We start from the raw sequence: 18,770 nt of genomic DNA on the forward strand, positions 1-18,770 counted from the left end.
CCGACTCTGAACTCGTTGTTTTTAATTTCTTTGATTACGCCGATAACCATGGGTAGTCCTTCTTTTACACAGGTTATTCCGGGTAGACGGATTCGTTGTTTTTACAGGTGGCAAGCACGACGTTGGTATAGGTCTTTCCGACGCCTGCGACGCTTTTGATTTTATTGAGCAGTTTTTCGAGCGTCGAGGGATTGTCGGTCACGATCTTCAGCACGTAATCATAGTTGCCCGCGATATAGTGGCATTCCAGGATGTCGTTTTCAACCTCGATGAACTTGAGAAAGCTCTCGATAAAACTCGGATTCTCCAAGCTCACGAACATGAATGCAGTCAGTTCTTTGTGAAAGTGCCCTCCGTCGATGATCGCGACGTATCGGCTGATGACGCCGGACGCTTCCAATTTTTTGATGCGTTCCCCCACAGCAGAAACCGAGAGGTTCACTTTTTGCCCGATCTCGGAAAGAGACGCGCGCGCCTGTTTGCGCAGAACCCTCAGGATTGCGATGTCAATGCCATCCATAAAAATCCTCCGGAATTCAATTTCATTTTATGATTTTACAATAATATTTTCAATATGTAAAGGCATGTTCGATATTTTTTGCGGTTTATGGCTTTCATTGAAATATATTTTTCGGTTTTCTTCTCTGATGCGCCGCCGCCCGATAATTTTTTCGGATTTTTAAAATAAAAAAATGAAATGAAAAACGCCCGCCGAAGCGGGCAAAGGCGCCCGTCGGAACGGACTCCGGAAGTGTTTCCCATTTATGGTTTTTTAACCGGCCATCGGGCTCTGCGAATACGCGGGAATGTCGTCCCTTTCGCGGTCATTGCTGCGCAAGATCCCATATAAACCGCTCAAAAGCAATTTGCGGGACTTGACGGTTTTGGTCTCGGGGACGAGCAGCCGGAACACCGAGCCGGTGACTTTCAGGATATAGTCCAAATCGGTGGAGAGCCCCGCTGCGGTCTCGGTATACTGCCGGTGCGCATCGAGAAAAATTCTTTCGGCCGAATCGGATTTTCCTTTCGGCAGTGCCGCATCCCGGAAGGGTTGACTGCGAAAACAGTCTGCGAGGTTTTTTTCATAATAGTGGTGGCCTTTGATTTGCCCGCCGAATCCGGGATTATGCGAATAAGTGAATGCGTCCGAGACGTAGTGCATCAGTTTTCCGAGGCGATAAAAATTCAATATGTTCCGGCGATGGCTTCGTTTCAGACGCCTGACCAGGCGCAGGATCCGCCCCGGCCGTTCGGATAGTGATGGCCCCGAAACGGCCGGACTTTCAGCGAGCCCTTCAGGTAGGTCAGACAATTCAGATCCGGTTCGATGCAGCCCCATAAAAACAGTTTTTGATGCCGCCGCTTCGGGCTGTTGTCACAACGGCTGAGCAAATATTCCCCCAAAAGGATATGACTCTCTTTAAACATTCGTTTATCTCCTTTATGTAAATTGCCCGGGCATAGCTCTGATCGGTTTCACCCCCGGAGCGCGCTCTGTCGGACGCCGGTATACTATATCATAAAAATAAGGACTTTCAAAACGAAAACAAGCCGAATTGCCACAAAAGCCAGTAAAATCCGGTTTTTTTTTATTCCATTTTTGAGATATTTGCCCAATTACAGGTTCAGATTTACAAAGAAAAAGCCCGCGCTTCGGCGGGCAATTTTATGATTTTTATTCTATCCGGCTGCTCATTCCTCTTTTTGTAATTCAGCCGGCAGGCGCATTGCAAATACCGCGCCGTTTGTTTCGTTCTGCGCCGTGATGCTCCCGCCCATGAGTTCGAGCGCTTTTTTGGCGATGGCGAGCCCGAGGCCGAATTTACCGCCCTTGCCCTTGTAAAACCGATCGAAGATATGCGGCAGGTCGGCGGGCGCAATGCCCTCCCCGTCATCCGAGATCCGAATCGTTGCGGTGCCGTCCTGACAGGAAAGCCCGATCGCCACGGTCTTTTTTGCGTATCGCAGACAGTTGGACAAAACATTGTCGATCGCTTTCGCGAACAGGTTTTCGTCGGCAAACGCAGCGACGCCCGGGATCGCTTTCAGCGAAATCTCCTTCTGTTCTTTCAGCGCAAGTCCGTTCAGCCGGTAGACGCACTCCGAGAGCGCCTCACCGAGATCGATTTTGAGAAACGCTTTGTCGTAGAGGTTGTTGTCGATTTTCGAAAGCGTGATCAATTCTTCGACCAACGCCGTCAGACGGATACTCTCGGTTTTAATGATCGCGGCGGCCTGAACGGGATCACTCACAATGCCCTTTTCAATCGCTTCGGAGTAGCCCTGAATCGACATCAGCGGCGTCCGAAGCTCGTGCGAGGCGTTTTGCAGAAACAGTTTCTGGGCCTCATCGGCGGCTTTGAGCCGCGCGGACATCTCGTTGATCCCGACGGTCAGCGCCCGTGTCTCAACCGAAGTGTGATCCTCGGGCGCCGTGACGAAATTCCCGTTTCCGATTTCTTTGACGGCTGCCGCCGTCTTTTGAATCGGCCGGCTGAGATCGCGTGCCGATTTTGCCGAAAACAAAAACTCCGCCGCAAGCGTGACCAGCATGATTGCGGCCAGGATGAGATTGATGGCCCCCGTCACCCGGTTGCCGCCGGTCATCTCCGTGACAAAGACGACGCGAAGCTCACCCACCGGAATATCAAAGGTCTTGCCCGCGATAAACAGCGGGCCGTTTTTGGTGATAATCCGTTTAATCCCGCCGGGATTGTTCGAAAAATCATACTTTTGAACGGCTTTCCCGAGCGCTCCTTCAAAAGCGCTTTTCGCATCTGCCGGAAAGATGATTTGATAAGCATCGTCCAAAATATAAAATTCGGTGCTGCCGGAAAGCCGCGCCGCGGTCAAGGCCGCGCTGAGTCCGGAGAGCGCGGCCGTGCCGCTCTGCCCGACCACATAATTCATCAGTTGTTTTTCCACCAAAACATTCATCGTGGAATAGGTGCTTTTCAATTCGTCCCTCGAGGTTTTGACAAAATAAAACCGCATGACGACGTTGAATAACACCAGGATCACCGCGAGCCCGATCGCGGCGGGGACCATATAAGCCGAGATCAGCTTTGAGCGGATCGTCTTCATTTTTCACCCTCTTCAAGTTCCAGCTTGAACCCATAACCCCAGACAGAGGTGATGCGCACCCTGCTGTCTTTCAGCTTTTTGCGCAGCCGCTTGATCACATCGTCGGTCGCCCGCGTATCGACTTCGGTCTCGAACCGCCAGACGTTTTTGAGCAGTTCCTCTCTGGGCACCGCCCGCCCGCTGTTTTGAATCAAATAACCGATTAACAGATATTCCGTCGGCGTCAGTTCGAGTTTAACCCCGTTGACCGACGCCGTGCGCTCGTTTTGATTGACGCTGATATCCCCGTATTTTAACACGGGTTCCCCGGCCGGCTCTTTGCCGCTCTGCGTCCTGCGGAAGATCGCATGGGCCCGCGCGACCAGTTCGACCGGCGAAAACGGTTTCACGAGATAATCGTCGCTGCCGATCGTGATGCCCGTGATCCGGTCGACCTCGCTGTCGCGGGCCGAGACAATGATGATCGGCACATTGTTTTCGGCGCGGATTTTGCCGCAGACGGCAAGGCCGTCGGTTCCCGGCATCATGATGTCGAGAATCAGCATATCGGCGGGTTTTTTTAAAAACGCTTGCAAAAGCGCATCCCCGTTTTCGAACACTTCGGTTTCAAAACCGTCGTTTTTCAAAAATCCGGCGATCAGGTCCCTGATGTTTTGATCGTCGTCCGCGATATAAATCAGCTTTGACATGTAACCTTCCCTCCGCTCTGCCCGGTTGCCCTCATATTAACATAATTCTATAAACAATGAAACAATTGCCGCAGTTTTGCCTCAGTTTTGCGGTTGTTTTTCCTTGCTTTTCGGTCTAAAATAAAAGCACGGAAGCCGAAAATCCGGTTCCGGGTTCTCCTGAAAGAAAATTTGAACGGCGGTGGTTGATTGAGACCGAAAAAAGCGATTTTTGCCGTATTCATCATACTGCTGCTTCTGCTTACCGGATGCCGCAGATTCGGACGGACCGATTCCTCCCGGCCAACGGGAATTGTAATGGCCCCCGAAACACAGCAAACCCAAACCGATGATTCAATATCGACGCCGGCTTCTTCCCGGCGTTCGGGAGTTTCCGCGGCTTCAACAACACCACAGAACGAAACCGACACAACGTCATCAGCCGCCGTCAGTCAAACCGTGACTTCGCCTCAAACCCAATCGGTTGATCCGAAAGAGGTCAATGAGACGCTTGACGAAATTTTGAGCGAACTCACGGGTCTTGATTCCCTTTATACGCAGATGGACGGCGTCTCCGAGTCGGATTTTAATAATTGAAAGGAGATAACCCCATGAAAAAACGCATTTTCACCATTGTCCTGATCGCCTCACTGGCATTGGGACTGTCATTCTCCGCATTCGGGATGCCCGTGCTCGCCTCCTCCGCACCGACGAGCAGTCAGACCGCCTCCGCCCCGTCACGGTTTTTCACCCCGGCGCAGTGGGCCGAGATTATCCGGCTCAACGGCGAGATTCTGAAAAACCAGGCGTCGCTTTTTACGCTCAAAGCTCAAAACATCAATTTGGCCGGCGAGCTCAAAATCCTGCTCAAAGATTTCAAAGCAAGCGGCAAAACATTGAGCCCGGAGGATTTGGCGGCACTCAAAGCCCTTAAAACCGAGCTTGCGTCCACACGCGAGCAGCTTAAGACCTCGGTCGGCGAAATCCATACGCTGATGGCCTCCTATAAGCAATTGCGTAAAAACAGAGATTACGCCGCCGTCATCGCAGTTCTGAATCAAATTCTCACCGTGCAGCAAAACCGCATCGCCGTATGCACCCAAATCAATGCAGTCACGCAGCAGATGATCGACCTTCTGAAAGGCTAAAAAGCAACTCTTAGCGCTGTTTTTTAACAACCTCCCGCAGTTGAAAAGATGGGCGGGAGGTTGTTTTTTTTACTTTTTATTTGCGCATCCGTTTTTTTATGTCCAAAAGAAAAAGTGTTTGAAACTGATTGATGAATATGTTATAGTTTTATTGCGATTTCCTGATCAATGTACTGCCTCAGTTTTATGCTCCATTCTTAAAATTTAAAGGAGAAAAAATCATGAAAAAGATCATCGCCTGTTTGCTCTGCGTTTTAACGCTGGCCCTGTTTGCGGGGTGCGGTCTGTTCGGCGGGCCTGATATCGCGGATGAAGGGGAAACCGATGTCAGCGAATACTTACCCGGTCAGGATGAAACCGAAATTCCCCAAACGGTTCTTGACGCAATCGCATTCCTTGAAAATATGTTTTCCTCATCGGGTTACCGCTGTGAATACATCGGAGAAGACCTGCTGAAAGTGAGCGCGGACGGCACCTATTATATCAATGTAAACGAAGACGCCGAAGACACCGACGAGGCCTTTTATGCCCTTCGGCTTTATACCGACGCGGCCGGCGACGCCGACGCGGATGCTGAGGGCACCATCGACAGATACTATGTCCAAAAAAGCACCGGCGCCATCTTTTTGCTGAATTCCGATACCGGCACCCTGGAACAAATGACGTTGGGCGGCTGATTCCGTTCCGGTTATATAAAAAGTGAACTATGAATGACGCTGTCATCTTCGCTCTCGTCGGTCTGACTGTAATGGTTTTGGGCATCCTGCTCTTTAAAAGAGAGAAACGCCTGTTCAAAGACTCCGTCGAAACGACCGCTGCGGTGACGGCTTATCACGAATATCAGGATAAAACCGCCGTTGACGAAGCCGCGCGGCGCCTGAGCATGTACACTATGGCCGTTCGTTACCGCCTGCCGGACGGCACATGGATTGAAGCCTCCGAGCAAAAAGGCTCGAACGTGAAAAAATATCCCGAGGGCCGGAAGATACGGATCCGATACAGCCGCGAAAACCCCGCTCTGTTTGTCGTCAAAGGGGACCGCTCCCGAAACGCCGTCATGATCGGTATGATCATTGTCGGCGCACTGATGACCGTTATCGGCGGCTGTATGTTTTTTTCATCTATGTAAAATGATAAACAAAAGCAAGATAAACGCGCCTCTTTCCGGTTGAAGAGGCGCGTTGTTTATCATTTGGAACGAAGGCGATCAAAGCTCGCCCCTGAGCGAACCATAAGTTATTTCTGCTCCACAAGCTGGATGGAATATCCGTCGGGGTCGGGGACGAAAAAGAACCGAACTCTCGGGTTCGGAGCCATCGGCCCGGCCACCGGATGTCCTTTTTCTTTCAAAGCGCCGACCAGTTGATCCAACCCGTCGATCTCCAACCCGATCGAGACGCCTGCGCCCGGATTTTCATATATCTTGCCGGGCTCGTAAATCAATTCGATTTTCGGCTGATCTTTTTCTCCGAGCATGACGATCTGATGGTCCGGGCTGCCGAACCGCGCAGCGATTTCCATCCCGAGCTCTTCGGTGTAAAACTTCACGCTCTTCTCCAAATCTTTTACTCTGATCGTGACCCAATCCAATTTCATGAAAAATTTACACCCTTCCGTTAAAACAATATTATAAAGAATATTATACGCTTTTTTCGCTTTCGTTCAAATGCTCCTTTTATTCGATAAATTGAATTTTGGACAGATCGGGCTGATGGGGCTTTCCTTCCTTGACCGCGTACCCGGCCAAAACCGAAAGCCCGAATTCGAATCCGTCCGGAAACTTCAATTTCTGCCTGAAGCGCTCTCCGTTCGGGCCTTTCAGGGGGATGGACGGCGAGGCTGCGATGACGCTGCCGAGCCCCAAAGACGCGGCGGCCAGCGCGATGTTTTCGCTGACGATCCCGATGTCGGTCTCCCTGTTATTTTCGGGCTGTTTTAAAATCAAAAACATGCAGGGGGCGTTGTAAAACAGTTTTCCGCCCCGTTTCAAGATCAAATCATAATAAGCGCTGTCCCCGCCGCTTTTTAAGACGTCCATGCCCTCGGCGTCGAGTTCGTCCACCGGCGCCTTATTGTTAACGACGATGATCCGCCACGGCTGGCGGTTCATCCCGCTCGGCGACTGAACCGCGGCGAGCGCAATCGCCTCCAGCTTTTCCCGCTCGGGCATCCTGCCGTCATAATTCCGGCACGAATACCGCCCGGCAATCACCCGTAATGTCTCGTTCATTTCTTCGCTATATCTCCTCTCCGAAAAATCACAATACCTTAATTATACCCTTTTATTTTTCCAATACAAGGGACTGCCGCCGAGATATCCATTCATCAGCTCTTATAAACCGCCGAAGGTTGTTTAGCCGTAAGTTTTATGATATAATCTGCCTATAACCGCTGAGAGGAAAGGAAAACATGAAACGCTTATTGAGCATTGTTGCACTGTTTTTATTTTTATCCATATTATCCGGATGTACAACCGATAAAGCAATCGCAAAGGGATACATAGAAAAATATGAATATTTTGACCCTGACGGCATTCAGGATTTTACGGATTATTGCAAATATATCTATCAAGAAGATGCCGATGATACTTTCAAAAAATCAACGCTGTACCGAGAGATGAGTCAGGAGGACGTTTCGCGAATCGCCGGATATTTTGACAACTTTGCCGGATGGGCCAAAGCCGCGGAGCATTTGCAGGGAAAATATGATTTCGACCCTTCCCTTATTTCGGCCGGTGATTATTATGATATTCAAACAAAAGAGGGAACCCCCGTCGGAGACAGTGCTTACGGAATGTACGATGATTACTCGGTTTACTATTACGATACAGAAACCCACACTTTATTCTATATTCATAATAACATTTAGTCGAATTTTTAATAAAGACGGTCGTCTCATCCCAATCAAACATCAATGACGGAAAATATACGGAGCTTATTGATATGGTTACTTCTGTGCGTATCGTTGAAAATATACCGGATGGTTTTATTAAACTTGATGAAGCAATGAAAAAACAAAAAAACGGTCTGACATATTCATCTTTTGAAAAAGAATTTTATTTTATGGATATCAATGATAATTTATATTCGGTACACTTACTTACGATAAAGATTTCATCGTTGTGTATGAGGACGAATACTATGTCAATGAAAAAAAGTTTTTAGAAATTGTTGCTGCAGCAGATACCGTCGCCGGGAAAAAATGATCGGTTTCCGTTATCGGAAAAGGTCAGTCGAAAGTTACGGAAGGATGGTGCCGACGGCACCATCCTTCTTTTGTCGTCTCTCCCGAAAATGATTTCGCTGAACTAATATTTTAACAATTTGTGGTTTTTGAACTTTAAGTGTCTGTTGTCGTGGGTACATATTATTACTAAATCGGAATCCCCCCACCGCTGCAGGCGGAAAATGATTGCTATGCAATCCTTCTCCCATTCCCTTTAACAAGGAAGGCAAGTTAATCGTAATAATACACGGTTTTCTTGCCGATGGCGGCATTCATCTCATCGAGCATGGCGTTGCCGCCCATATTGAATATGGCTTTGCGGTAATCCTTCACAGCTTGCTCCACTGTTGTTTGGTTATTCGTTATCGCATCAGTGATACATTGCCTGTAAAGAAGATAAATTTTACTATTGTTTGAATCATAAGTCGTATTATAAGATGATGTATTAATGAAATCATAAGCCGTCGGAACTTTTACTACCATTCCTTTTGCAAGTGCGTCCTTAATCATTTCATATTCTTTGTTTTTTTGACCTGCTTCGGTCTTCAAATCATTGGTGACAACGCCGTTCTGATTATATAAAATATCCGTTTTTGAATAAGGAAAGACATCTGTAAGCCCACCGGTCAGGTTTGGCATTGCCGGAACTGCATAACTTCCATCGGAATTTTGAACTATGTTCATCGTAATCGTACCATCGCTGTTTATAATATATCGATCGGAGGAACCCAGCCAGCAGTCCAGATAGCTTTGTTCGGAGCCGAATATCATATCAATAAAGAGATTAACCGCTTCTTGGGGCTGGGGGACATCATTTGTTAAAAAGAATCCGCTTACGTTATTTTCCAGAATCTGCGGATATTGTTGATTTAAAGTGATCAATTCGGTACAATTATCCGGTTTTTTTAATGGATCGAATATAGAAGCGATTTTTCCGCTGCTTATATCATCATATGTCGTATCATCTGTTTTTGTATCAAAATCGCTGTAAAGAGCACCTGCCGTATAAAGCTCCCGCAGATATTTCAACGCATCGATAGCAGCATCTTTTGTTAAAAAGTCAACCATGCAGTCCTCGGTAGGATCATATCCGAAAGGTCTGGTGCTTGTGTTGTAATATAATCCAAAAGCGCTGAAAATGTCTCTTAATTGATTTATACCAAAAGATTTCATCGCATAATTTCCTGTTGCCTGCGTATAAGTATTGGAAAATTCCTTTAAAGTATCCAAATCATTAACAGTAATCCCCGTCAGTTCAATTGCGTCGTCACTGATGAATCGTGAATTGAATGAATAAGACAAGCTCGTGGGAATGGCATAGATGTGTCCGTCAATTTTAAAAGTCGATTTGATTTCTTCGGGCAAAGCATTCCAAATCGGATTATCGGCGAGATAATCATCCAATGGCAGCGCCCTACTGTCATCGACTATCGTCTTCAGTATATCGATGGAATCTATATTCACTAATCCCGGAAAACTTTCTTTCCCATATAATATATTCTCCCATCGTTTTTCTATTGAAGCGCCAAGTGTTGGGTTATTATAGACACCTGAAGTGACGTTGATTTTAACGCCGTAACGAGCCGACATTTCATCCAGCCATTGCTGTTTGGCGTTTTCGGCATTATCATCGCTTGCGCTGTAAAAAAAGGAAGGATCGATGATGTTGAGAGTCTGTGAATAATTTTTTGATTTCCCGACAAGTTCGCCCGGCAGCGAGGTGGAAGGCGTTCCGCAGCCGGATAAAAGAATCTCGCAGACCAGTAACGAAACGGTGAATTTGAATATGTTTTTCATGCTTTGTTCCCCTTTTTATATTAAATTGATTGCCGGTCCTGGATTTTAATCAATCATAAAACCATAATATGGGGAATTAATGCACAATTGGTTAATGTTTCCGTATTTTTATATGATGATATTGTGTCACCGCAAACCGGAAATCCTGTAAAATGCAAAATAAAAAAACATCCTCTCGGGTGCTTTTATTCGGCTTCTTCAAAGGCGCGGCAAAAATCGTCCGCGAGTTTTTCAACGCCGTCTTTCACTTCATTGCACAGGTCAAACCCGTGGTCCGTGCATTTCGGCTGAATCCCGATAAAAATGACTTCGCAGCCCACTTCGGACGCGAGATATTTCATCATCACAGGCAGCGGCAGCATGTGCGTGGAAAAAGAGACGCCGCCGATTTCGCCGTCCGGCACGACTTTGATCTGCCCCGGCTGTAAGCCCAGATGGGCGGCGTCCACGACAAAAAGCTTGTCGGGTTTAAATTCTTTGATGACTCCGGTGAAATTCTCGGGCGCGTTGGAGCCCGCGATCAACAGCAGATCTTCGCGTTTCGGCAGATTTCCGAGGAGTTCTGTGAAATACATGCCCGCGGCGTCGTCGGAGCGAAGCGTCGAGCCGATGCCAAGGACGGCATATTTCTGCCCCGGTTTGATGCGGGTTTTTAAAAAACCGCGGACGTCCATCAGAGTTTCACCTTGAAATCTTTACTGCTCAGATTCGAGAGATCGATGTTCTGACTGAAGGAAAGGCTCTTTTTCGGGCAGATATCCACGCACTGGCAGCAAAAAACGCAGTGTGAAATATCCAGAACGGCGCTCATTTTCCGTTCCTCTTTGGTCCCCTCGTTGGTGATTTTGATGGCTCCGGTCGGGCAGTCGCGTTCGCACATTCTGCAGTTGATGCAGTCCTTTGGGTCATAGACAAGCATGCCGCGGTAGTTTTTCACAATGTCCATCTCACCCTTGGGATAGGCGATCGTGGCGGGCTTTTGAAACAATTGAGAAATCGCCATTTGCGAGATTTTGCCGGGAATCCTTCTTTTCATAACGCCAGCCGACTCCTTATTATCAGATTCAGAATGATCTGCGCAATCGCGATGAGCGACAGCTGCTTCCAGAAGAAATTGAGCAGCTGGTCCATCCGCAGACGAGCCATCGCGGAGCGCATCAGCGATAAAAACAGCAGCACCACAATGGTTTTGACAAAGTAAAGCAGCAGATCGACGACCGCGATGCCTGTGGTAAACGGCAGAAAGATCGCCGAGATCAAAGACGCGATTAAAACGAGCTCGCAGTCCATTGACATTTTGAAGATCGCCAGCAGTTTCCCGCTGTATTCCACAAACGCGCCGGAGACGATCTCGGTCTCGGCTTCGGGGGCGTCAAAAGGCGCCCGTTCGAGTTTTCCCTGCGCGGAGACGAGCGCCACAAACAGGGCGGGAATGTTAAAGAGAATGTAGAGCGGATGTTTCGAATAGAAAGCCGCCATGCCGGTGACGGACCAGGTTCCGGCGATCAGCGCGGGCGACAGCAAGGCCATAAACATCGGCACCTCGTAGGCGAACATCTGCGTCAGCGTCCGGATGGAGCCGAGGGTCGCGTAAACACTCCTCGAATACCAGCCCGCCAAAAACGCCGCGATGGTCGGAATCGTCAGCAGATACAGCACAATGACGAGGTCTCCGTCAAACGAATGGCTTGCGGTATTCCCCCAGACCGGCACATAGATAAAGGCCGACGCCACCGCGGCTAACGAGACGATGGGCAGGAAATTGAACATCCCCGGATTCGCGTCCGCCGGGATGATGGTCCCTTTGCCGAGCAGCTTCAATACATCCGCGAGCGGCTGATACCAGGGCGGCCCGATGCGGTTTTGAAGGCGCGCGTAAATTTTTCTGTCGAGGCTTTCCAGGCAGAGCCCGTAGACCGACAGAAATAAAAACCCGGGGAATATGAGGATTTTAAACAGCGCTGAAAGCATACACAGTCCTTCTTAAGCGTTTAAAAATATTTCTTTGATTCCGGCATCTTCACCGACGGCACATTGACGCCCCGTTTTTGATACCAGTCGATGCTGTATTGCCGCAGTCCCTGCCAATCCGTCACATCGGTCTGATCATCCGAACGGATGACGATCGCGCGGTCGGTGCAGGAATAGCAGGGGTCGATTGCCGCGATGGTGATGGGCACGTCGGCGAGATACTGGCCTTCGAGCATATATCTCATACCGTGCCAGTTGACCTCCGTCGGGGCGCGAACCCGGATTCTTTCGGGGATGTCGGAGCCGTCGGACCGGATAAAATGGATGTCCTCGCCGCGCGGCGCTTCCGTTCTGCTGATCATCTCACCGGCCGGGATTTTTCGCGGCGCTTTGACCGCGATGTCGCCGTCAGGCAGGTTTTTGACGCAGAAACGGATGATCTCCAGGCTCTCAATCATCTCTTTGATGCGCACAAGCGTCCGCCCGAAGACGTCCGCATGGGTGTCCGTAATCACTTTGACCGGGATCTCCCCGTAAGCGGCATAGGGCTCTTTGACCCGGGTGTCGTCTCCGACGTCGGCAGCCCGCGCGACGGGTCCGACCGAGCCGAACCGAAGCACATCTTCTTTCGAGAGCTTTCCGACCCCCGAGAGCCGGGCAATCAGCGTCGCTTCGGTGGAAGCCAGATCGAGATAATACTTCAGCTGCTCCTGCAAAACGTCCGCCATTTTCAAAACATCCCGCAGCATCGCCGCGTCGAAGTCTCTCCGAACACCGCCGATGGTGTTGATGCCGTAATTCACACGGTTGCCGCACATCGCGGCCAACATATCCAGAACCCGCTCGCGGTCCCTCCACGAATACATAAACAGCGTGTCGAATCCGATCTCGTGGCCGGCGACGCCGAGCCAGAGCAGATGGCTGTGCAGCCGTTCCAGCTCTGCGACGATGACGCGAATATAGGCCGCCCGCTTCGGAATCTTCAGACCGGCAAGTTCCTCGATACCCTGGCAGAACGCGGTGCTGTGGGTATGGGAGCAGATGCCGCAGACCCGCTCGATGATATAGAGGTCCTGAATATAGGTTCTGCTTTCGCAGGCCTTTTCAAGTCCTCTGTGATTATATCCGACGCCGACGACGGCGTTCACGACCTTCTCGCCCTCCAGCGTGATCAAAAAGCTCGCGGGTTCCTTCAAAGAAGGGTGCTGCGGGCCGATCGGGATGACGACGCGGTTTTTCTCATTCATTGTTTGCTCACCGTCTCCTTTTCGGAATTTTCGGACGGGGGATTATAGGTCATGGTCTCTTTGTCGAAATACTTCGGATTCCAGTCCTTGCGCATCGGATAACTGCCTTTCGGCCAGCCGTCGGGCAGCGGATAGGTCGGGCCTTCGGGCAGCCCTTCCACTTGTGCGCCGAATAAATCCACAAGTTCCCGCTCGTGCAGTTCGAGGCACGGATAAAGAGCCGTCATGGATTTGATTTTCGGGTTCGACTTCGGCGCTTTTTCCTTGAGCGCGAGAATGATCCCGTCTGCGTTGGAGAGCAGGAAAATAAACCCGAGATCCTCGCCCTCATCGGTTCCGACCACATGATGGGCCCTTGAAAAACCCATCTCGCCGTGCAGATAGCTGATAACGGCTTCAAAATCCTCCCGGCCGAGAAAACCGGTGAAGATCCGTTTTTCTCTCTGCACGGTAATATGGTCTTTTAAAAATTCGAATTTTTCGGAAAGCCGATCGGCAATCGCCTGTTCATTCTGCATCATTAAAGCCGTCCTTTCGCAGATTTGGGGATGTTTGGCCATTTTGGTTCAGCCAAAAGGACCAAACTCCGGGTTTGAAAAATTCGTTTTTCAAACTTCGCACTCTCCCGCTTCCGTTTTGTTTTCCTTCTCTTTATTTTCTTCCTTTTTATCTTTCTTTTTATTCTTTTTCTCTTTTTTCTCTTCTTTCAGGGTGCCGAGAAGTTTGTCGACGGCGCTGATGATCGCCTCGGGGCGTACCGCGCAGCCCGGGATATAGACGTCCACGGGGACTGCGGTGTCAATGCCGCCGGTCACGCAGTAACAGCCGTCGAAGATGCCGCCCGAGCAGGCGCACGCGCCGATGGCGATGACGAATTTCGGTTCTGCCATCTGTTCATAGATCTGTTTGAGCCGATCCCGCGTCTGAAGCGTGACGGCGCCGGTGCAGACGAGGATATCCGCGTGGCGCGGGCTGCCCTGCTGCAGAATTCCGAGGCGCTCCAAATCAAACCGCGGGGTCAGCGCGTCGATGGTCTCGATGTCGCAGCCGTTGCAGGCGCCCGCGTTGAAATGGATGATCCAGGGCGACTTTCTCGTCCCCCAGTCAATCGCTTTTTTTAACAGGCCCAAGGTATCACCTCCTGAATAAGATTGCCATGGAGAGGACTCCGCAGGCAATGTACAGGATCGGCAGCAGCATCGCGTCATAAGGCGCGGTTGCGATCACGAGCACCAAAACGTGCATGATGGTGAAGAAAAAAGCGTACCGGAAAAACTGGCTGTAATCGGGGTTGACGTAGTTCTCGACGTCCCGCTGCCCGCAGGCGTAAGAATCGGTCTCGCGCTCCGTTTTCACACCGCGGCGGGCGTACTTGTCGACGCTTTTCGAGCCGAGGAAAAAGATCAGAATAAAGAGCAGAAACGTAATCGGAGGGGCAAACGTCAAAAGTTCCATTTCTTTTTATCCTTTCAGCTTTCTCAGATTGCGGATATCCATGCTCCCGTATTTGTGGTAGAGATTGATGGCGATCCCGGCCGAGACGACCGTGACCACGACTTCGATCACGATGGAAGTGATGATGAACGTCTGGGTCAGGTCGATCTTGCCGTTGACGTAGCCGGCAAGCGCCAAAAATAAGGTTACGGCTTTCATCGCGACCTCGATTCCGATGGCGATTTTGAGGATATGAAAAGTGCGTATCAGACAGTAACAACCGGCCAGAATCGAAAGAAATCCGACCAGCAGCAAAATATTTTCGAATCCGAAAACGCCCATGCTAATCACGCTCCTTAAACATGATCGATACGGCTGCCGAGCCGGCGACGATCACAATCATCTGGCCCCAGATATCGGCCTGCCGCTGATTCCATAGGATTTCGCGGAAACTGCTTCCGGCGGCGGTTTCTCCCGCGCCCGGAAGCGTAAATTTCGACCAAATCGCGACACCGGCGAGCACTAAGCCGCCGACGATTAAAATCACCGGAAGGAAAGACATTCTCTTTTTGTCGTTATAGACCTTTTGCAGTTCGGTTTTGCGCTCGTGCGACAAACTGACGGCACTGATCATGACGACGGTGACGAGTCCCGAACAGACCGAAATTTCAAAGAGCGCGGCCCAGACGCTGCCGAGCTCATAAAGGACGATGCCTAACGCGACACTCGCGGCGGCGAGGGCGATCGCGGATTTTGTGATGCTGTGGAGCATCACCGCCATCACGGCAAAGACAAGCATCAGCCCGAGGCTGATATACACGATCACTTCCACAAAATCCCCTCCCCTGTTACAGTATTCCCCTGGATTTCAGATAAAGCAGCACCAGCGGAAATGCCAGTCCGGTCCCGACGGTCACCGCCGTCAGCAGGATCTGCGCAAATCCGACGCTGCCTTTGATCTCTTTGAGGTCTTTGAATTTTTCGGAAGGTTTTCCGAAAAACACCTTCTTCTGCAGCCTCAGAAAATACGCGGCCGTCAGAATGCTCGAAAATAACGCGATTGCCGCGAACACTTTCGAACCGCCCGTCCAGAGCGCCATGATAATCAACAGCTTGCTCCAAAATCCCGCGAACGGCGGAATCCCCGCGGCGGATAAAAACGCCGATAAGGAGGAAAAGCCCGTTAAAGGCATCTTTGCCTGCAGCCCGCCCATTTCATTGATGTCGAGCGTTCCCGTCTGTTCGTGCAGCGCGGCGGCGTTTGAAAACAGCGTGCATTTCATCGTGGCGTGGTTGAAGATGTGAATCACGGCGCCGAGCAGGCCAAGCACGCTTCCGGTGCTGATGCCGAGCAGAATATAGCCCATCTGACTGACGCTCGAATAGGCGACAATGCGCTTGAAGTGGTTCTGCCGAAGCGCGAACAGCGCCCCGGCGATGATGGAAATCACGCCGATGAGCGCAAGGGTCATTTTGATTGCCGCGGACTGCGGGAACAGTTTTGTCAGAACGATCAGGCCGTAAATGCCCGCGACCTTGATGACGATTCCGCTCAACAGCACCGAGACCGCCGTATTGGCGCTTTGATGCGCGTCCGGAAGCCAGCTGTGGAACGGGACCGCGCCCGTTTTGATGGCAAAGCCCGCGATCATCAGGACAAAAGCGACATAGACAAGGATCCCCTCAGACCGGGTGCCCATGCTCAGGGCGTTCATTCCGAGTTCGGAATACTGAAGACTGCCCGTCTGCATAAACAAAAACGCGAGGCCCGTGAGAATGAAGATGCTGGCAAGCGAGGACATCACCAGATATTTGAACGCGCCCTCAAGCCCCTCTTCGGTTTTAAACATCGCAATCAAAACAAAACTCGAAATGCCGACGATTTCGAGGAACACATACAGCGAGAAGAGGTCCGTGACGATGACCATCCCGTTCATGCCGAGCATCAGCGTCATCAGCAAACTCACAAAAGCGCCCTTTTTGGTTTTCACCGTTTCATTGGCGACCAAAACCGATACGAACGAGACGAAACCGATGCAGAACAAAATGACCAGCGAAAGCGAGGTCACCTCGAAACGCTCGGAGCCGGCTTTTGCGATATTCCAAAACAACGAAAAATCATACTCGTGCGTGTTTGCCGCCCCAAGCAGAAAGAAGCCGGCGGCCGAGGACGCGATTTGGGCGGCGGCGCCGAAGTAAGCAAAATACAGGGCGATCCTGTCGGCCGATTTTTTCGGGAACAGATTGAGGAGGACAACGACCGCAAGCGGAACAACAAGAAATGAGACCGCAATATACGATAACGCCGGCATACCTTGTGTTCCTCCTTTATAACAGAATGGCGAGAAAGACCGCCGTTATGAGAGCGACGCCCGTAATCGCGAAGAAGAGATACCGCGCCAGACTGCCGTTGCTCGCGCGGCGCAGCATGTTTCCGGCGCCTTCGGTGAGCCGGACGATTCCCGTGTCGTAAACCCAACTTACGCCCCGCTCAATGCGCGAACAGAGCCATGAAAATCCGTTTACCGCGTTCGTCAGCCAAACGTAGGGGTCAAACCGCTGTTTTTCCGCGGCGTGATAGATGTTTTTCAGCACCGGAGCGTCGTGGATGTGGTCCGCGGCGTTGATCGGGCTCCCCGCTTTTTTGCACCCGTACAGGTGATCGCCGAGCGCAAGAAGCAGCGCGGCCATCGAAATCACGACAAGAAGGACGGATTTCGGCCATCCGGCGAACGATTCCGTATATCCGAGAGCCGAGCCGAACAGGCGGTCAATCGGCCAGGCGTTGAAGACGCCGAACAAGACACAGAAGACGGCCATGATCCCCATCGGGATCAAAAGCCCCGCGCCCGCTTCTCTGACGCTCTTTTTCCCGGGCAGCCTGAGCGTTCCCGAAAAGGCCGCGCGCCCCATCTTCAAAAAGGAGACCGCCGTCAAAAACGCGCCGAGCAGCGCGCCGACATAAAAGACGGCATTGCTTTCGAGAGCCGCGTCGAAAATGAGTTCCTTGGAGAAAAAGCCGTTCAAGGGCGGCACACCGGAAATGGCGAGGCCGCAGACCGTGAAACAGACCATCGTGACCGGCATCTTTTTGCCGAGCCCGCCGATTTCGCGCAGGTCGGTCGTGCCGGTCTGTTTTTCGACTGCGCCCGCGGCCATGAACAGTCCGCTCTTATAGATCACGTGGTTGATCATATGGGCAAGCCCTCCGGCAATGCCGATCGGAAGCCCGGTGCCGAGGCCGAGCACCATATACCCGACCTGGCTGATCGCGTGGTAGGAGAGCAGCCGCTTCATATCTTTTTGAACTAACGCCATCGAGACAGCGAAAACGATTGTCAGCGTGCCGAGGGTCATGACCGCGACACTCATGCCGCTTCCGGGTTTTAAGTCATAGAGATCGGTGACGAGCCGCGCCGCGAGATAAATGCCCGCCAGTTTTTCGAGAGACCCCGGAAACGCCGCCAGAAACGGAGTCGGCGCGTCTGCCGCCGCATCCGGGATCCAGCTGTGAAACGGCATTGCCCCCGCTTTGCCGAGCGCGCCGAGCATCATGCAGCCAAACCCGACCGCGTTCAGTCCCGTGACCGGCAGTTTTTGAATTTCGCTGAGATAAGGGGTCTTTGCCGCGTACACGGTGACGGCGATGCCGAGCATCAGCAGCAGATCGGCCGTGCCCGACAACACCAGCGCCTTCACCGCGGTCTTCGGATTGTTTTTATTGTTGATCAATAAGATGCCGAGCAGGGTGCACAGAAGCCCTTCCCAGAAAAAGAGCATGACTCCGAGATGGTCGGAGAGGAAAGCGCCGTTCAGCATCGCGAGGCTGACGAACAGATAAAACAGAAAGCGCCCCGCATAGGCCTTTTCTTTTAAAAACACCGCGCTGTAAACGCCGACGACGCAAATCACGGCGGCGGTCAGCAGTAAAAACAGCGCCGGGAACCGGCTGACGCGGAGGGCCATGTCGAATCCGGGCCCCGCGAAGGGAAATCTCACGGAAAATCCGCCGGAGCGGTAAAGGGCAGCGGCAAAAAGCAGATTCGCTGCGCAAACCGCAAGCGTCAAAATAAGCCGGAGTATGTGATCTTTCTTCGCCAGCCGGATAAGAATCGCGAAAACTGCCGGTAATGCGACCATACCCCAAAGGAGATTCGCTCCGTTTTTCAAAAAAGAACTGATTAAATCAAACATAT

24 protein-coding genes are annotated in these 18,770 nt (G+C 51.1%); 5 read left to right on the forward strand and 19 right to left on the reverse strand.

All coding sequences use genetic code 11. The features are described 5' to 3' along the window. Window positions 1–73: 73 nt before the first annotated feature. From PKH29_06175 to PKH29_06195, 5 genes are all read right to left on the reverse strand, one after another. A complete protein-coding gene (locus PKH29_06175; GenBank protein HNX14424.1) occupies window positions 74–520 on the reverse strand; it encodes an Lrp/AsnC family transcriptional regulator in 447 nt (148 codons plus the stop codon). 252 nt (window positions 521–772) lie between these two features. Further along, on the reverse strand, window positions 773–1,189 hold the full coding sequence (locus PKH29_06180; protein ID HNX14425.1) for a zinc dependent phospholipase C family protein: 417 nt from the start codon (window positions 1,187–1,189) through the stop codon (window positions 773–775). 23 nt (window positions 1,190–1,212) lie between these two features. Continuing rightward, window positions 1,213–1,428, reverse strand: coding sequence for a hypothetical protein (locus PKH29_06185; protein ID HNX14426.1), 216 nt, complete (start codon window positions 1,426–1,428; stop codon window positions 1,213–1,215). A 264-nt stretch (window positions 1,429–1,692) separates the two neighbouring features. Next, the gene (locus tag PKH29_06190) at window positions 1,693–3,084 is read right to left on the reverse strand and encodes a HAMP domain-containing sensor histidine kinase (GenBank protein ID HNX14427.1); all 1,392 of its coding nucleotides are present in this window, start codon (window positions 3,082–3,084) and stop codon (window positions 1,693–1,695) included. Continuing rightward, on the reverse strand, window positions 3,081–3,773 hold the full coding sequence (locus PKH29_06195) for a response regulator transcription factor (GenBank protein HNX14428.1): 693 nt from the start codon (window positions 3,771–3,773) through the stop codon (window positions 3,081–3,083). The genes PKH29_06190 and PKH29_06195 overlap by 4 nt, the downstream gene beginning before the upstream one ends. A gap of 297 nt (window positions 3,774–4,070) precedes the next feature. On the opposite strand from PKH29_06195, the gene PKH29_06200 reads away from it, so the two are divergent. The 4 genes from PKH29_06200 (at window position 4,071) to PKH29_06215 (ending at window position 6,029) form a co-directional block, all read left to right on the forward strand. After that, window positions 4,071–4,349 (forward strand): hypothetical protein, encoded by a 279-nt coding sequence (locus PKH29_06200; protein HNX14429.1) that lies wholly within the window; start codon window positions 4,071–4,073, stop codon window positions 4,347–4,349. Between the two features lie 14 nt (window positions 4,350–4,363). Beyond that, window positions 4,364–4,900 (forward strand): hypothetical protein, encoded by a 537-nt coding sequence (locus PKH29_06205; protein ID HNX14430.1) that lies wholly within the window; start codon window positions 4,364–4,366, stop codon window positions 4,898–4,900. A gap of 221 nt (window positions 4,901–5,121) precedes the next feature. After that, window positions 5,122–5,577, forward strand: coding sequence for a hypothetical protein (locus tag PKH29_06210; protein ID HNX14431.1), 456 nt, complete (start codon window positions 5,122–5,124; stop codon window positions 5,575–5,577). A 29-nt stretch (window positions 5,578–5,606) separates the two neighbouring features. Beyond that, window positions 5,607–6,029 carry a DUF3592 domain-containing protein gene (locus PKH29_06215; protein ID HNX14432.1) on the forward strand — a complete coding sequence of 141 codons (423 nt, stop codon included), beginning with the start codon at window positions 5,607–5,609 and terminating at the stop codon, window positions 6,027–6,029. A 107-nt stretch (window positions 6,030–6,136) separates the two neighbouring features. On the opposite strand, the gene PKH29_06220 is transcribed toward PKH29_06215, so the two are convergent. Together PKH29_06220 and PKH29_06225 are read right to left on the reverse strand one after the other, a co-directional pair. Further along, the gene (locus PKH29_06220) at window positions 6,137–6,496 is read right to left on the reverse strand and encodes a VOC family protein (protein ID HNX14433.1); all 360 of its coding nucleotides are present in this window, start codon (window positions 6,494–6,496) and stop codon (window positions 6,137–6,139) included. A 79-nt stretch (window positions 6,497–6,575) separates the two neighbouring features. Further along, window positions 6,576–7,130 carry a nitroreductase family protein gene (locus PKH29_06225; GenBank protein ID HNX14434.1) on the reverse strand — a complete coding sequence of 185 codons (555 nt, stop codon included), beginning with the start codon at window positions 7,128–7,130 and terminating at the stop codon, window positions 6,576–6,578. 179 nt (window positions 7,131–7,309) lie between these two features. Between PKH29_06225 and PKH29_06230 the strand changes: the two genes are divergently transcribed. After that, window positions 7,310–7,768, forward strand: a complete 459-nt coding sequence (locus PKH29_06230) for a hypothetical protein (GenBank protein HNX14435.1) — start codon at window positions 7,310–7,312, stop codon at window positions 7,766–7,768. Window positions 7,769–8,356: 588 nt separating this feature from the next. Here the strand turns inward: PKH29_06230 and PKH29_06235 are convergent. The 12 genes from PKH29_06235 to PKH29_06290 form a co-directional block, all read right to left on the reverse strand. Continuing rightward, complete coding sequence (locus PKH29_06235) at window positions 8,357–9,922, reverse strand: ABC transporter substrate-binding protein (GenBank protein ID HNX14436.1); 1,566 nt, start codon at window positions 9,920–9,922, stop codon at window positions 8,357–8,359. 185 nt (window positions 9,923–10,107) lie between these two features. Next, window positions 10,108–10,596: a hydrogenase maturation peptidase HycI gene (hycI, locus tag PKH29_06240; GenBank protein HNX14437.1), complete on the reverse strand. Its 489-nt coding sequence runs from the start codon at window positions 10,594–10,596 to the stop codon at window positions 10,108–10,110. Further along, on the reverse strand, window positions 10,596–10,958 hold the full coding sequence (locus tag PKH29_06245; protein HNX14438.1) for a 4Fe-4S dicluster domain-containing protein: 363 nt from the start codon (window positions 10,956–10,958) through the stop codon (window positions 10,596–10,598). Before PKH29_06245 ends, hycI begins: the two co-directional genes overlap by 1 nt. Then, entirely contained in the window at window positions 10,955–11,893 is a 939-nt protein-coding gene (locus PKH29_06250) for an NADH-quinone oxidoreductase subunit H (GenBank protein ID HNX14439.1), read from the reverse strand. Before PKH29_06250 ends, PKH29_06245 begins: the two co-directional genes overlap by 4 nt. Window positions 11,894–11,913: 20 nt before the next feature. Continuing rightward, window positions 11,914–13,140 (reverse strand): nickel-dependent hydrogenase large subunit, encoded by a 1,227-nt coding sequence (locus tag PKH29_06255; protein ID HNX14440.1) that lies wholly within the window; start codon window positions 13,138–13,140, stop codon window positions 11,914–11,916. Next, on the reverse strand, window positions 13,137–13,661 hold the full coding sequence (locus tag PKH29_06260) for an NADH-quinone oxidoreductase subunit C (GenBank protein HNX14441.1): 525 nt from the start codon (window positions 13,659–13,661) through the stop codon (window positions 13,137–13,139). Before PKH29_06260 ends, PKH29_06255 begins: the two co-directional genes overlap by 4 nt. Window positions 13,662–13,748: 87 nt before the next feature. Then, window positions 13,749–14,270, reverse strand: a complete 522-nt coding sequence (locus tag PKH29_06265) for an NADH-quinone oxidoreductase subunit B family protein (GenBank protein ID HNX14442.1) — start codon at window positions 14,268–14,270, stop codon at window positions 13,749–13,751. 4 nt (window positions 14,271–14,274) lie between these two features. Continuing rightward, a complete protein-coding gene (locus PKH29_06270; protein ID HNX14443.1) occupies window positions 14,275–14,595 on the reverse strand; it encodes a hypothetical protein in 321 nt (106 codons plus the stop codon). A 6-nt stretch (window positions 14,596–14,601) separates the two neighbouring features. Then, window positions 14,602–14,916, reverse strand: coding sequence for an NADH-quinone oxidoreductase subunit K (locus PKH29_06275; protein HNX14444.1), 315 nt, complete (start codon window positions 14,914–14,916; stop codon window positions 14,602–14,604). A gap of 1 nt (window position 14,917) precedes the next feature. Next, the gene (locus PKH29_06280; protein HNX14445.1) at window positions 14,918–15,406 is read right to left on the reverse strand and encodes a hypothetical protein; all 489 of its coding nucleotides are present in this window, start codon (window positions 15,404–15,406) and stop codon (window positions 14,918–14,920) included. A gap of 16 nt (window positions 15,407–15,422) precedes the next feature. Further along, window positions 15,423–16,886, reverse strand: coding sequence for an NADH-quinone oxidoreductase subunit M (locus PKH29_06285; GenBank protein ID HNX14446.1), 1,464 nt, complete (start codon window positions 16,884–16,886; stop codon window positions 15,423–15,425). 16 nt (window positions 16,887–16,902) lie between these two features. Further along, complete coding sequence (locus tag PKH29_06290; protein HNX14447.1) at window positions 16,903–18,768, reverse strand: proton-conducting transporter membrane subunit; 1,866 nt, start codon at window positions 18,766–18,768, stop codon at window positions 16,903–16,905. Window positions 18,769–18,770 lie beyond the last annotated feature (2 nt).

The sequence above is a fragment of the Oscillospiraceae bacterium genome, from assembly GCA_035353335.1.
Taxonomy (GTDB): domain Bacteria; phylum Bacillota; class Clostridia; order Oscillospirales; family JAKOTC01; genus DAOPZJ01.

Excerpts from the sequence above, each read along its gene's own strand:
- hycI (HNX14437.1), bottom strand. The coding sequence starts at position 10,596 with ATGGACGTCCGCGGTTTTTTAAAAACCCGCATCAAACCGGGGCAGAAA.
- PKH29_06230 (HNX14435.1), top strand. The coding sequence starts at position 7,310 with ATGAAACGCTTATTGAGCATTGTTGCACTGTTTTTATTTTTATCCATA.
- PKH29_06185 (HNX14426.1), bottom strand. The coding sequence starts at position 1,428 with ATGTTTAAAGAGAGTCATATCCTTTTGGGGGAATATTTGCTCAGCCGT.
- PKH29_06220 (HNX14433.1), bottom strand. The coding sequence starts at position 6,496 with ATGAAATTGGATTGGGTCACGATCAGAGTAAAAGATTTGGAGAAGAGC.
- PKH29_06210 (HNX14431.1), top strand. The coding sequence starts at position 5,122 with ATGAAAAAGATCATCGCCTGTTTGCTCTGCGTTTTAACGCTGGCCCTG.
- PKH29_06255 (HNX14440.1), bottom strand. The coding sequence starts at position 13,140 with ATGAATGAGAAAAACCGCGTCGTCATCCCGATCGGCCCGCAGCACCCT.
- PKH29_06205 (HNX14430.1), top strand. The coding sequence starts at position 4,364 with ATGAAAAAACGCATTTTCACCATTGTCCTGATCGCCTCACTGGCATTG.
- PKH29_06225 (HNX14434.1), bottom strand. The coding sequence starts at position 7,130 with ATGAACGAGACATTACGGGTGATTGCCGGGCGGTATTCGTGCCGGAAT.
- PKH29_06290 (HNX14447.1), bottom strand. The coding sequence starts at position 18,768 with ATGTTTGATTTAATCAGTTCTTTTTTGAAAAACGGAGCGAATCTCCTT.
- PKH29_06195 (HNX14428.1), bottom strand. The coding sequence starts at position 3,773 with ATGTCAAAGCTGATTTATATCGCGGACGACGATCAAAACATCAGGGAC.
- PKH29_06190 (HNX14427.1), bottom strand. The coding sequence starts at position 3,084 with ATGAAGACGATCCGCTCAAAGCTGATCTCGGCTTATATGGTCCCCGCC.
- PKH29_06200 (HNX14429.1), top strand. The coding sequence starts at position 4,071 with ATGGCCCCCGAAACACAGCAAACCCAAACCGATGATTCAATATCGACG.
- PKH29_06215 (HNX14432.1), top strand. The coding sequence starts at position 5,607 with ATGAATGACGCTGTCATCTTCGCTCTCGTCGGTCTGACTGTAATGGTT.
- PKH29_06285 (HNX14446.1), bottom strand. The coding sequence starts at position 16,886 with ATGCCGGCGTTATCGTATATTGCGGTCTCATTTCTTGTTGTTCCGCTT.
- PKH29_06275 (HNX14444.1), bottom strand. The coding sequence starts at position 14,916 with ATGGGCGTTTTCGGATTCGAAAATATTTTGCTGCTGGTCGGATTTCTT.
- PKH29_06260 (HNX14441.1), bottom strand. The coding sequence starts at position 13,661 with ATGATGCAGAATGAACAGGCGATTGCCGATCGGCTTTCCGAAAAATTC.
- PKH29_06270 (HNX14443.1), bottom strand. The coding sequence starts at position 14,595 with ATGGAACTTTTGACGTTTGCCCCTCCGATTACGTTTCTGCTCTTTATT.
- PKH29_06175 (HNX14424.1), bottom strand. The coding sequence starts at position 520 with ATGGATGGCATTGACATCGCAATCCTGAGGGTTCTGCGCAAACAGGCG.
- PKH29_06250 (HNX14439.1), bottom strand. The coding sequence starts at position 11,893 with ATGCTTTCAGCGCTGTTTAAAATCCTCATATTCCCCGGGTTTTTATTT.
- PKH29_06235 (HNX14436.1), bottom strand. The coding sequence starts at position 9,922 with ATGAAAAACATATTCAAATTCACCGTTTCGTTACTGGTCTGCGAGATT.
- PKH29_06245 (HNX14438.1), bottom strand. The coding sequence starts at position 10,958 with ATGAAAAGAAGGATTCCCGGCAAAATCTCGCAAATGGCGATTTCTCAA.